Below are 11,654 nucleotides of genomic sequence, written 5' to 3'. Positions count from 1 at the left end.
GGCTCGGCTTCAGTTCTTGCCGAGCCGCTGCGATAACTGGTCCAGCACGGGCCGGATGCCCGCGCCCACGTGGATCTGCGGGTTCGAAAAACCGTCTTCCTTGCCGGCATCGATCTCGCGCTGCTTGATCACCGGCACCGCCTCGGCGAAGGCCGCCTCGAAGGAGTGCGTCTTGCGCAGGGCCTCGCCGAACACCGCGCGGCCGAAGAAGGTGAGCTCCGAGCGGTGGCCGCAGCCGTAGGAGGTGTGTTCGGCATCCGCGGCGGTCATCACCAGGCTGTGCTCGGTGGCCAACGGCTCGATCCAGCCGCCCGAATAGCAGGCCGAGATCGCGATTACCCGGTGCCGGATGCCGGCCGCGTCCAGTGCCTCGCGCAGTTCCTTGGGCGTGAGCCAGGGCACGGTGAGCGGCCAGTGGGAGGAGGCCAGCTTGAAGTCGTTGGCGCCGTGGGAGGTCATGTAGATCACCAGCACGTCCTGTTCGCGGTCCATGCGCTCGGCCATCGCCTGCACGGCGCGGCGCAGGTTGAGCGGCGTCGCCCAGGGCAGTTCGTCCGAGGTCGTGGCGTGGTTGACCAGGCGCAGCACGTGGTCGCGGGCGTCGAAACGCTCCTCCAGCAGGGTCCCGACCATGGCGCTCTCGCGCAGGAAGACGTCCTCGGAGGCATAGGGCGCGAACACCAGGCCGTAGACCTGGGCCTCGCCGGCACGCCGGGGTGCGATGCCGTCGACCGCGCGCTGCCACACGGCCTGCTGCGCCTCGAAGATCTCTTGCGTCAGGTGCAGCCGGGGCCGCTCTGGCGCCGCGGCCGCGGCGCTCGCGTCCGGCTGCCAGACCCGTTCCTGTTCCTGCATCCCGTCCCAGATGCCGAGGGCGGTGATCGCGAGCATCCCGGGCATGAAAAGCGTCAGCCATGCCTGCCGCGGCACATAGCGCGCCATCAGCCGCACGCCGGCCACGAAGGCAATGCCGAGCAGGCCGCCATAGACCGTCCAGAAGGCGGACGGCGTGGTCAGCGCAGCTGGGAGCCAGCCTCGGAAGTACGCCAGCGACATGCAGCCCATGAGCAGGCTCCACGGCAGGGCGGCCCAGGTCGCCAGCGCGAACCAGCCGCTCAGGGTGGCATCCGCGCGGCTGCGCGACAGCGTCAGCCAGCCGACCCACAGGGTGATGGCGAAGGCCCAGTAGGTGTTGAGCTCGATGGCGGCGTTGAAGGTCGCCGGTCCCGCGATCTGCAGTCGCTCCAGGGCCAGCATCAGCAGGCTGGGGATCAGCACGATGACGATCAGTTGCCAGGGCGAAGGCGCGCCCGCGGTGCGCGGCGCCAGCAGGATCGAGGCGCGCAAACCCTCGGTGATCCAACGCCACAGGCTGAGCCTCGGTGGCACGGGGCTCTGCGGGGCGATCGACGCTTCGGCGGATGGTTCGGGATCCAGGTCTGTCATGCCCGCGATCATGCCCGCCCGGCAGGGATACTTCAGCGGCGACTCGCCCACAGCCCCTCTTTTCGAGAATAATTCTCATTTTGACGATTTGGATCTGCGGGTGACCTCCATGAACGGCGCGGCGACGGCCGCCATCAGCCTCGACCAGCTTCCCAGCCACCAGTGGGCCACCGTGCTCGACGTGTCGAGGCCCGAAGAAGCGGAAGCGCGCGACCTCGTGCTTCGATTGACCGAGATTGGCTTCGTGCCCGGCGAGGTGGTGCGCATCGTCGCCAGCGGCGTGCCGAACCGCGAGCCGCTCGCGGTTCGCCTCGGCCACACCACCTTTGCACTGCGCCGGCACGAGGCCGCGCTGGTTCGCGTCCTGCCGGGAGCCGCGCACCATGGTTGAGGCCACCCTGAACTTTCAGCCCGGCGCCGCCGTCTCGTCGGCGCCGCCCGGCCGCATCGCGCTGCTGGGCAATCCCAACTGCGGCAAGACCGCGCTCTTCAACCTGCTCACCGGCAGCCGCCAGAAGGTGGCCAACTACGCCGGCGTGACGGTCGAGCGCAAGGAAGGGCTGCTGCGCACCGCCTCCGGCCGGCGCGTGGCCGTGCTCGACCTGCCGGGCGCCTACAGCCTGAATGCGCTGTCGGCCGACGAGGCCGTCACGCGCGACGTGGTCACCGGCAAGAGCGAGGAGGCCTTGCCCGACCTGCTGGTGTGCGTGACCGACGCAACCAACCTGCGGCTCAACCTGCGGCTGGTACTCGAGGCTAAGCGCCTGGGCCTGCCGATGGTGGTGGCGCTCAACATGACCGACATGGCGAAGAAGCAGGGCATCGCGATCGACGTGCCGCTGCTCGCCCGCGAACTCGGCGTGCCGGTGATCGAGACGGTCGGCGTGCACGCGGGCGGGGCCCAGGGCCTGCTGGCGCAGCTCGATGCGCCGGTCGCGGTCGCCCAGCCCGCGCCCTGGCAGGCGCCCGGCCTCGACGACGTGCTGGCCACCCAGCGCGAGGTGCGCCGCATCCTCGCCGCCGCGGTGCGCGAGCCCGCGGGCAGCCTGGCTGCCAGCGATCGCATCGACCGTGTGGTGATGCATCCGCTGTGGGGCATGCTGGTGCTGGCGGTCACGCTGTTCCTGATGTTCCAGGCCGTGTTCAGCATGGCCAACGTGCCGATGGACGCCATCAAGGACGGCACGGCCGCCTTCGGCGAGCTGGTGAAGCGGGTGGTGCCCGAGGGCATGCTGCAGAGCCTGCTGGTGGACGGCATCATCGCCGGCGTGGGCGGCGTGATCGTGTTCCTGCCGCAGATCCTGATCCTCTTCCTGTTCATCCTGGCGCTGGAAGACTCGGGCTACCTGCCGCGCGCCGCCTTCCTGCTCGACCGCGTGATGGGCACGGTGGGGCTGTCGGGCCGCTCCTTCATTCCGCTCTTGTCGAGCTTCGCCTGCGCCATCCCGGGCGTGATGGCCACGCGCACCATCGGCAACTGGCGCGACCGGCTCACCACGATCATGATCGCGCCGCTGATGACCTGTTCGGCGCGGCTGCCGGTCTATGCGCTGCTGATCGCGGCCTTCATCCCGGCGCGCACCGTGGGCGGCGTGTTCAACCTGCAGGGCATCGTGCTTTTCGCGCTGTACGTCTTCGGCATCGTCTCGGCGATGGCCGTGGCCTGGGTCATGAAGCGCTTTCGCGACAACCAGCAGCGCTCGCCGCTGATGATGGAGCTGCCGGCCTACCGCTGGCCCAACCTGCGCAACCTGGCGCTGGGCCTGTACGAACGCGCATGGATCTTCATCCAGCGGGTGGGCACCATCATCCTGACGCTGACGATCCTGCTGTGGTTCCTGTCCACCTTCCCGTCGCCGCCCGAGGGCGCGACCGGCCCGGCGATCCAGTACAGCCTGGCCGGCATCATCGGCCGCGGCCTCGAGCACATCTTCGCGCCCATCGGCTTCAACTGGCAGATCTCGATCGCGCTGGTGCCCGGCATGGCGGCGCGCGAGGTGGCAGTAGGCGCGCTCGGGACGGTGTATGCGCTCTCGGCCACCGGCGACGATGTCGCGGGCCAGCTGGAGCCGCTGATCGCCGGCAGCTGGTCGCTCGCCACGGCGCTGTCGCTGCTGGTCTGGTACGTCTTCGCGCCGCAGTGCATCTCGACGCTGGCCGCGGTCAAGCGCGAAACCGGCTCCTGGCGCTATGTCTGGATCATGGCGGCCTACTTGTTTGCCCTCGCCTACATTGCGTGCTGGATCACCTATCGTGTGGCCCTGGCACTCACAGGAGGATGAGATGACGCAACAGATCATCGTCGGGCTGATCGTCGCATTGGCCGCGTTCTATGCCGTTTGGCGCTGGATGCCGGCGGGCTGGCGCCGCGCCGCGGCGGCCCGGCTCGCATCGGGATCGCAGCGTGCGGGCCTGGTCGATGCGCAGCGCGCGCAGCAGCTGGCCGCATCGCTGGCCAAGAGCTCGGGCTGCGGCTCGTGCGACAGCTGCGGCAGTTGCAGCACCCCCGCTGACTCCTCGGCGCAAGCCCGGCACAACACACCCGCGCATTGAGCGCGATGCGGGCCGCTCATATCCTGGTCGCGGGCGGCGGCATTGCGGGCCTGGCCAGCGCGCTCGCCCTGGCCCGCCGCCGCCATCGGGTCGACCTGTTCGAACAGGCCGTGGCCTTCGCCGAGGTCGGCGCGGGCATCCAGCTCGGCCCCAATGTCGCGCGCCGGCTGCAGGCGCTCGGGGTGTGGGAGCCGCTGATGCGCATCGCCGCCAAGCCCGACGCGCTCGTCGTGCGCAGTGCCGTGCACGGCGGGGAAATCGCGCGCCTGCCGCTCGGCAACGCGATGCTGCGCAGCTATGGCGCACCCTATCTTTGTGCGCACCGCGCCGACCTGCATGGGCTGCTGCTGGCAGCTGTGCGCGGCAGCGGCGCGGTCACCGTCAACACCGGGACGCGGATCACCGAAGCCGTGGCCCGGTCCGGCGCGGTCTGCGTCTCGAGCATCGGCACCCGGGCCTGGGAGGGCGACGCGTTGATCGGCGCCGACGGCCTCTGGAGCACGGTGCGCGCGCGGATCGTGGAGGATGCGTCCCCGCCCTGCGCGACGGGTCACACCGCCTGGCGCGCCCTGATCAGGCAGTCGGCGCTGCCGGCTGCCCTGCGCAGCACGCAGATCACCGTCTGGCTCGGTCCCCGCCTGCATGCGGTGGCCTACCCGGTGCGCCGCGGCGAGGCGCTCAACGTGGTGGTGCTGGCCGAGGCCGCGCCGGCAGGGGATGCACGCGACTGGGACCAGGCCAGCAGCCTGGCCGCGCTGCAGGCCGCCACCGGCCGCACGGACGCGGGCCTGCAGGCGCTGCTGGAGGCCATGCCCGCCTGGCGCGCCTGGGTGCTCTGCGACCGGCCGCCGCTCAGCGGGCCCGAGCAGATGGCCGGCGAGCGCGTGGCCCTGGCCGGCGACGCCGCGCATCCGATGCTGCCTTATCTGGCCCAGGGGGCCGGCATGGCGATCGAGGACGGCGTGGCGCTGGCTGAGGCGCTCGACGGCTGCGCCGCGGAGGAGGTGCCGCGGCGTCTCGCGCTCTATGCGGATGGGCGCTGGGAACGCAATGCGCAGGTGCAGGCGCGGGCGCGCCGCAACGGCGAGATCTTTCACGCGACCGGCCTCGTGCGCGTGGGCCGCGACGCGGCCTTGCGGCTCCTGGGGGCACGTCTGCTCGACGTGCCCTGGCTCTACGGCGCCTGAAGGCTCAGAGGCTGAAGCTTTGCAGGTGGTCGACGCGTTCGGCCAGGCCCTCGGCGCCGAGGTAGTGGCTGACCTTGCCCGTGCGCACCTCGGCCAGCGAGCTCTCCAGCTCGGCCAGCATGCTGCTGCGCACCGTCTCGAAGGCCGCCGGCAGGTCCTCGTGTTGCTTCCGATAGGCGTCGGCGATCACCCGCGCCGCGGCGGGCGCGCCGCAGGCCACGCATTCGGCGATGGCGGTCGCGCTGGGCTGGGCGCCACGCTCCAGCAGCAACGCCGCCAGCTCGGGCGAGACCGCGCTGTCGATGCCGTCGAGCGCGTCGGGCGACACGGGCGCTCCCGCGCGCGCCAGCGCTTCCGCGGCATGGTGCGCGCCGTGCGCGAGGGCCAGGTCGGTGGCCATCGCGCTGCCGTGCAGGGGACCATCGAATGCGACCCCGGTGGCGGCCAGCTTGGCGACGAGTGCCGGATCGTCGGTCGCGACCGCATGGCGCAGCGCGATGCGCGACAGCCGTCCATCCCTGTCCAGCGTGCCCGCGGATAGCGGCGTGCGCCAGTCGACCATGGCGCGGCGGTAGAAGGCCACCAGCTTGTCCACCAGCTCGAGCGCGAGGCCGTGCGACTGGTGCCGATCGTCGAGGTACGCGAGCAGCGCCTGTCCCGTGAAGTAGTCGGCGGCCGGCTCCAGCGGGTCCTCCTCCAGGTGCAGCGCCGCGAAGGCCGCGGGCAGGTCGTGCGCGATGGTGGTCATGCCGTCTTCGTGCATCGCGTGCGCCCAGGCATCGGGCAGGCCCTGCTTCCAGGCCAGGATGTGGCCGTAGTCGGCGCCGCCTTCGACCACCGCGTAGATGCGGTCGCTGTCCTCGAAGCCACCGAAGGGGAGAGCGGTGAGCCGGCCATCCCATGGCGGGCCTTGCGCGGCGGCAGCTTCCCGCGCGCCTTGCTGCTCGTGAGCGATCCACCCCTGGAGGTCGCGGCCGGCGTCGCCGCCGCCGTTCCAGAACAGGTCGGTCCAGCTCACGGCTTCCTCGTAGCCGTTCATGTGCAGATGCAGGTCGTAGTCGATGCGGCCGCCCGCGGTGCGCTGCCACAGCGCGACCAACTCGGGCGGGATCGGCCCGGCGCAGAGCGCCTGCACGGCGGCGATCTGCTCGACCGTCATCGGCGGCTGGGCGTCGAAGATCACGCGCTCGGCGAAGAGCACGATGCCGTGCTCGCGTAGAAGGCTCAACTCGTCGTCGGCAAAGTGATCGGTCATCGTCGGCTCCTTGATTGATCGTTGTTGAGCTACAGGTCGGTGCGCAGCTTCCAGATCTCCGGAAAAAGCACCACATCGAGCATCTTGCGCAGGTAGCTTACGCCGCCCGTGCCGCCCGTGCCACGCTTGAAGCCGATCACGCGCTCCACGGTGGTCACATGGCGAAAGCGCCAGAGGCGGAAAGCGTCTTCCAGGTCGGTCAGCTCCTCGCCCAGCTGGTAGAGCTCCCAGTGCTGCTTCGGGTCGCGGTAGATCACAAGCCAGGCCTGCTCGACGCCGTCGCTGGATTCGTAGGGCCGGGTCCAGTCGCGCTCGACATGATCGGGCGGGACGGCGAAGCCCCGGCGCGCCAGCAGGCGCAGCGCCTCGTCGTAGAGCGAGGGCGCGCGCCAGGCCGCATCGACCTCGGCCAGCAGCTCGGGCCTGTGTGCATGGGGCTTGAGCATGGCGGCGTTCTTGTTGCCGAGCGCGAATTCGATGCAGCGGTACTGCCAGCTCTGGAAGCCGCTGGAGCTGCCGAGGTAGGGACGCATCGCGCTGTACTCGGGCGGCGTCATCGTGGCCAGCACGTCCCAGGCATGCACCAGCTGCTCCATGATGCGCGAGACGCGCGCCAGCATCTTGAAGGCGCTGGCGAGCTCGTCCTCGGCAACGCAGCGGATGGCGGCGCGCAGCTCGTGCAGCATCAGCTTCATCCACAGCTCGCTGGTCTGGTGCTGCACGATGAACAGCATCTCGTCGTGCGCCGGCGAGCGCGGATGCTGGGCGTTGAGGATGGCATCCAGGCTCAGGTAGTCGCTGTAGCTCATCGAGGCGCTGAAGTCGAGCTGCGCCTTTTCTTCGTGGACGATCTTTTCGGTGCTCATTCGAAAACCTCCGCCCTGCGGGCTGCGGTGCTATGAATCTTCGGAACGGCCGTGCAATTCATGATGGGGTTCCTTCAGGTCACGGCCAGCTTCTGGTTGAACTCGGGCCGCTTCCATTCCTCGTGCTCCAGCACCTGCACCACGTGCTCGACGGCGTTCCAGACGTCCTCGAAGCCGAGGTACAGGGGCGTGAAGCCGAAGCGCAGGATGTCGGGCATCTGGCTGTCGCCCGCGCGGAAGTCGCCGATCACGCCGCGGGCGATCAATGCCTGCACGATGGCGTAGGCGCCAGAGCTCTTGTCGGCGAGCGCGAGGCAAACCTGGGAACCGCGCCTGTCGTGCTCGCGCGGCGTGACCAGCGTGAAGCGGCCCGGGCAGCGTTCCTCGACCAGCGCGATGAAGGCGTCGGTCAGCGCCAGCGACTTGGTGCGCAAGGCGGCCATGCCGCCCCGGCCGCCGTCGAAGGGCTCGGCTGCGAGCACCGAGTCGATCCCGCATTCCAGTGCAGACAGCGCGATGATGGGCTGGGTCCCGCAGAGGTAGCGCGTCACGCCAGGCGCGGGCCGGTAGTGCGGCGTGAATTCGAAGGGCGCCGCATGGCCGAACCAGCCCGACAGGGGCTGCTCGAAACGGCTCGCATGCCTCTTGTGCACCCAGACGAAGGCCGGCGCCCCCGGGCCGCCGTTGAGGTACTTGTAGCCGCAGCCGATCGCGAAATCGGCCTCGCAGTCGTTGAGCGCGACCGGCACCGCGCCCGCGCTGTGCGCGAGATCCCAGACCGTGAGCGCGCCCGCGGCATGGGCTGCGGCAGTGAGCGCCTTCATGTCGTGCATGGCGCCGGTGCGGTAGTTGACGTGGGTCAGCATCAGCACGGCGACCTGCTCGTCCAGCACGGCGGGCAGCTCGCTTTCGTCGATGAGCTTCAGCGTGAAGCCGCGCTCGCGGCACAGCGATTCGGCGATGTAGAGGTCGGTCGGGAAGTTGCTGCGCTCGCTGACCACGACGCGGCGGCCGCTGGGCTTCATCTGCGAGAGCGCGGCGAACAGCACCTTGTAGAGATTGACCGAGGTGCCGTCGGTGCACACCACCTCGCCCGGGGCGGCGCCGATCAGGCGGGCCAGCTTGTCGCCCAGGCGCTGCGGCAGGTCGATCCAGCGAGCCGTGTTCCAGGAGCGGATCAGGCCTTCGCCCCACTCCTGGGTGACGACTTCGGCGATGCGCGTGGGCGCGGTACTCGGCAGAACGCCGAGCGAGTTGCCGTCCAGGTAGATCACGCCTTCGGGCAGGATGAATTGCCCGCGCAGGGCGGCGAGGGGGTCTTGGGCGTCGAGGCGCCGGCAGTCGTCGAGGGTCATGGTCATGGGGTCGTGAGTTCGCGCAGGACGGCGCGAACGGGGGAGGCATCGGCCGTCACCAGCTTGAGTGGCAGCGCGATGAGTTCGTAGTCGCCCTCGGGCACCTCGTCGAGCACGAGGTTCTCGAGCACGCGCAGGCCCAGGCGGCGGATCACCTGGTGGCTGTCCAGCGTCTTGCTGTCGGCCGGGTCGATGCTGGCGGTGTCGATGCCGATCAGCTTCACGCCCAGCGCCGCAAGCCGCTCGATGGTGGCGGGCGCATAGGCGGCGAGCGCGCCGTCCCAGCGGTCGACCGGGGCGCGCTCGTAGGTGCGCACCAGCACGCGTGGCGGCAGCCGATCGACGGCATGCGCGATATGCGCCCATTCGACCAGCGGCCCGCGCGCGATCGCGTGGATCACGCGGCAGGGGCCGAGGTAGGGGGAGAGGTCCACCGCGCCGATGGTCGCGCCCTCGGGGTCGTAGTGAAGCGGTGCGTCGGCATGCGCGCCGACGTGCGGCGAGAGCGTGATCTCGCTGACGTTGACCGGGCAGCCCGGCGCGATGGTCGCGGCCCAGCGCTGGCGGTAGGGCGTGTCGCCGGGGAAGACCGGCGCGCCCTCATGCACTGGCGGCGAGATATCCCAGATGCGTTGGTTCATGGCGCGAAGTTAGCGCCGTGAACAGGCTCGTGGTGTCGGTTATTTCCAACAGAACGCAAACATCGGCGGGGCGCCGATCAGCCCATCAGCCGGCCTGGCGGCCGAGCAGCAGGAACTCCATCAGCGCCTTCTGCGCGTGCATGCGGTTCTCGGCCTCGTCCCAGACCACCGACTGCGGGCCGTCGATCACCTCGGCCTGCACCTCCTCGCCGCGGTGTGCGGGCAGGCAGTGCATGAAGAGGGCGTCGGGCTGGGCCGCGCGCATCATCTCTTCGTCCACGCACCAGTCGGCGAAGGCGGTGCGGCGGGCCTCGTTCTCGGCCTCGTAGCCCATGCTGGTCCAGACGTCGGTGGTCACCAGGTCGGCGCCGCGGCAGGCTTCCATCGGGTCCTTGAAGACCTGGTAGCTGTCGGCCGAGCGGATGCCGGCGATCGACTGGTCGACCTCGTAGCCGCTGGGCGTGCTCACATGCACCTTGAAGCCCAGGATCTCGCTGGCCTGCAGCCAGGTGTTGGCCATGTTGTTGCCGTCGCCGACCCAGGCCACCGTCTTGCCCTTGATCGATCCGCGGTGCTCGATGTAGGTGAAGATGTCGGCCAGGATCTGGCAGGGGTGGAACTCGTTGGTCAGGCCGTTGATCACCGGCACGCGCGAGTGCGCGGCGAAGGTCTCGATCTTGGTCTGCTCGAAGGTGCGGATCATCACCAGGTCGACCATGCGGCTGATCACCTTGGCGCTGTCCTCGATGGGCTCGGCGCGGCCCAGCTGGCTGTCGCCGGTGGTCAGGTGCACCACGCTGCCGCCCAGCTGGTACATGCCGGCTTCGAAGCTCACGCGGGTACGCGTCGAGGCCTTCTCGAAGATCATGGCCATCGTGCGGTCGGTCAGCGGCTGGTGCTTCTCGTAGGCCTTGAACTTCTTCTTGATCAGCGCGGCACGCTCGAAGACATAGGCGTACTCCTCGGCACTGAAGTCCGAGAACTGGAGGTAGTGGCGCAAAGCCGGGGCGCTCGTCATGGCGCCGCCTCCGCGAGGAAGGTCTTCACGATCGGCGCGAGGATGGCGACGATCTCGTCCGCCTCGGCCACGCTGAGGATCAGCGGCGGCACCAGGCGGATCACGCTGTCGGCGGTCACGCTCAGCAGCAGGCCGGCCTCGCAGGCGCGGTTGAGGATCACGCCGCAGGGACGGTCGAGCTCGATGCCCAGCATCAGGCCCTGGCCGCGGATCTCCCTCACGCCGGGCAGGCCGCCCAGCTCGCGCTCCAGCGCGCCCTTGAGGTGCGCGCCGACGTTGGCGGCGTTGTCGAGCAGCTTGTGCTCTTCCATGATGCGGATGGTCTCGATGCCGGCGCGCATGGCGAGCGGGTTGCCGCCGAAGGTGGTGCCGTGGTTGCCCGGGGCGAAGAGGTTGGCGGCGCGGGGGCCGGCCACCACCGCGCCGATCGGCACGCCCGAGCCCAGGCCCTTGGCCAGCGGCATCACGTCCGGCTTGATGCCGGCCCACTGGTGCGCGAACCACTTGCCCGTACGGCCCATGCCGCACTGCACCTCGTCGATCATCATCAGCCAGTCGCGCTCGTCGCACAGCTGGCGCACCTGGCGCAGGTACTCCCAGCGCATGGGGTGGATGCCGCCTTCGCCCTGGATGGTCTCGAAGAACACGGCCACCACGTTCGGGTTGCCTTCGGTCGCCTTCTTCAGCGCCTCGATGTCGTTGAGCGGCACGCGGATGAAGCCCTCGACCAGCGGCCCGAAGCCCTGCTGCACCTTCGGGTTGCCGGTGGCCGACAGGGTGGCGATGCTGCGGCCGTGGAAGGCGGCTTCGTAGACAACGATCTCGGGGCGCTCGATGCCCTTGTCGTGCCCGAACTTGCGCGCCAGCTTGAGCGCGGCTTCGTTGGCTTCCAGGCCAGTGCAGCAGAAGAAGGCGTTGGTCAGGCCCGAGAGCTCGGTGAGCTTGGTGGCCAGTTGCTCCTGGCCCGGCACGTGGTAGTAGTTGGAGCTGTGGATCAGCTTGGCGATCTGCTCCTGCAGCGCGGGCACCAGCTCGGGATGGTTGTGGCCCAGGGTGTTGACTGCGATGCCGCCCAGCCCGTCCAGGTAGGCTCGGCCCTCGGTGTCCCACACTCGGCAGCCCTGGCCATGCGACAGCGCGATCGGCAGGCGGCCATAGGTGTTCATGACATGGGGCGAGGAGGGGGCGGCAGTGGCGCTCATACGATCTCCGAAAAAGGGAAAAGGGATTCTAGGGGTGCGTTTTGACAGCGTCGTTGAGGATTGCGCATCACAGCAATGTGCGCGTGTGGTGTCTCTCGCGGGACCCGCCCGGATAGAATCCATTGTGCAGC

The 11,654-nt window shown here is 69.6% G+C and carries 11 protein-coding genes; 4 read left to right on the top strand and 7 right to left on the bottom strand.

Going from position 1 to position 11,654, the window contains the following annotated elements; all coding sequences use genetic code 11:
• Window positions 1–9: 9 nt before the first annotated feature.
• A complete protein-coding gene (locus tag GXN78_RS06340; protein ID WP_106555305.1) occupies window positions 10–1,446 on the bottom strand; it encodes a C13 family peptidase in 1,437 nt (478 codons plus the stop codon).
• A 109-nt stretch (window positions 1,447–1,555) separates the two neighbouring features.
• Here GXN78_RS06340 and GXN78_RS06335 point away from each other — a divergent pair, with 109 nt between their 5' ends.
• The 4 genes from GXN78_RS06335 to GXN78_RS06320 are packed head-to-tail and all read left to right on the top strand — an operon-like array spanning window position 1,556 to window position 5,186.
• A complete protein-coding gene (locus GXN78_RS06335; RefSeq protein WP_106555306.1) occupies window positions 1,556–1,837 on the top strand; it encodes a FeoA family protein in 282 nt (93 codons plus the stop codon).
• A complete protein-coding gene (locus tag GXN78_RS06330) occupies window positions 1,830–3,728 on the top strand; it encodes a ferrous iron transporter B (protein ID WP_106555160.1) in 1,899 nt (632 codons plus the stop codon). The genes GXN78_RS06335 and GXN78_RS06330 overlap by 8 nt, the downstream gene beginning before the upstream one ends.
• A 1-nt stretch (window position 3,729) precedes the next feature.
• Window positions 3,730–3,999 carry a DUF6587 family protein gene (locus GXN78_RS06325; protein WP_106555161.1) on the top strand — a complete coding sequence of 90 codons (270 nt, stop codon included), beginning with the start codon at window positions 3,730–3,732 and terminating at the stop codon, window positions 3,997–3,999.
• 5 nt (window positions 4,000–4,004) lie between these two features.
• Window positions 4,005–5,186 carry an FAD-dependent monooxygenase gene (locus GXN78_RS06320; protein WP_106555162.1) on the top strand — a complete coding sequence of 394 codons (1,182 nt, stop codon included), beginning with the start codon at window positions 4,005–4,007 and terminating at the stop codon, window positions 5,184–5,186.
• Between the two features lie 4 nt (window positions 5,187–5,190).
• On the opposite strand, the gene GXN78_RS06315 is transcribed toward GXN78_RS06320, so the two are convergent.
• The 6 genes from GXN78_RS06315 to GXN78_RS06290 form a co-directional block, all read right to left on the bottom strand.
• Complete coding sequence (locus GXN78_RS06315) at window positions 5,191–6,441, bottom strand: SMI1/KNR4 family protein (protein ID WP_106555163.1); 1,251 nt, start codon at window positions 6,439–6,441, stop codon at window positions 5,191–5,193.
• A 29-nt stretch (window positions 6,442–6,470) separates the two neighbouring features.
• Entirely contained in the window at window positions 6,471–7,307 is an 837-nt protein-coding gene (kynA, locus tag GXN78_RS06310) for a tryptophan 2,3-dioxygenase (RefSeq protein WP_106555164.1), read from the bottom strand.
• Between the two features lie 74 nt (window positions 7,308–7,381).
• Complete coding sequence (gene kynU, locus GXN78_RS06305) at window positions 7,382–8,668, bottom strand: kynureninase (RefSeq protein WP_106555165.1); 1,287 nt, start codon at window positions 8,666–8,668, stop codon at window positions 7,382–7,384.
• Window positions 8,665–9,303 carry an arylformamidase gene (kynB, locus tag GXN78_RS06300; protein WP_106555166.1) on the bottom strand — a complete coding sequence of 213 codons (639 nt, stop codon included), beginning with the start codon at window positions 9,301–9,303 and terminating at the stop codon, window positions 8,665–8,667. Before kynB ends, kynU begins: the two co-directional genes overlap by 4 nt.
• 85 nt (window positions 9,304–9,388) lie before the next feature.
• Complete coding sequence (gene argF, locus GXN78_RS06295; RefSeq protein WP_106555167.1) at window positions 9,389–10,321, bottom strand: ornithine carbamoyltransferase; 933 nt, start codon at window positions 10,319–10,321, stop codon at window positions 9,389–9,391.
• Complete coding sequence (locus tag GXN78_RS06290; RefSeq protein WP_106555168.1) at window positions 10,318–11,523, bottom strand: aspartate aminotransferase family protein; 1,206 nt, start codon at window positions 11,521–11,523, stop codon at window positions 10,318–10,320. The genes argF and GXN78_RS06290 overlap by 4 nt, the downstream gene beginning before the upstream one ends.
• Window positions 11,524–11,654 lie beyond the last annotated feature (131 nt).

This window comes from Variovorax sp. WS11 (assembly GCF_010499245.1).
Classification (GTDB): Bacteria; Pseudomonadota; Gammaproteobacteria; order Burkholderiales; family Burkholderiaceae_C; genus Variovorax.
This window is presented reverse-complemented; position numbering and strand designations above follow the sequence as displayed.

Excerpts from the sequence above, each read along its gene's own strand:
- GXN78_RS06320 (WP_106555162.1), top strand. The coding sequence starts at position 4,005 with ATGCGGGCCGCTCATATCCTGGTCGCGGGCGGCGGCATTGCGGGCCTG.
- GXN78_RS06325 (WP_106555161.1), top strand. The coding sequence starts at position 3,730 with ATGACGCAACAGATCATCGTCGGGCTGATCGTCGCATTGGCCGCGTTC.
- kynB (WP_106555166.1), bottom strand. The coding sequence starts at position 9,303 with ATGAACCAACGCATCTGGGATATCTCGCCGCCAGTGCATGAGGGCGCG.
- kynU (WP_106555165.1), bottom strand. The coding sequence starts at position 8,668 with ATGACCATGACCCTCGACGACTGCCGGCGCCTCGACGCCCAAGACCCC.
- GXN78_RS06340 (WP_106555305.1), bottom strand. The coding sequence starts at position 1,446 with ATGACAGACCTGGATCCCGAACCATCCGCCGAAGCGTCGATCGCCCCG.
- GXN78_RS06315 (WP_106555163.1), bottom strand. The coding sequence starts at position 6,441 with ATGACCGATCACTTTGCCGACGACGAGTTGAGCCTTCTACGCGAGCAC.
- GXN78_RS06330 (WP_106555160.1), top strand. The coding sequence starts at position 1,830 with ATGGTTGAGGCCACCCTGAACTTTCAGCCCGGCGCCGCCGTCTCGTCG.
- GXN78_RS06335 (WP_106555306.1), top strand. The coding sequence starts at position 1,556 with ATGAACGGCGCGGCGACGGCCGCCATCAGCCTCGACCAGCTTCCCAGC.
- argF (WP_106555167.1), bottom strand. The coding sequence starts at position 10,321 with ATGACGAGCGCCCCGGCTTTGCGCCACTACCTCCAGTTCTCGGACTTC.
- GXN78_RS06290 (WP_106555168.1), bottom strand. The coding sequence starts at position 11,523 with ATGAGCGCCACTGCCGCCCCCTCCTCGCCCCATGTCATGAACACCTAT.
- kynA (WP_106555164.1), bottom strand. The coding sequence starts at position 7,307 with ATGAGCACCGAAAAGATCGTCCACGAAGAAAAGGCGCAGCTCGACTTC.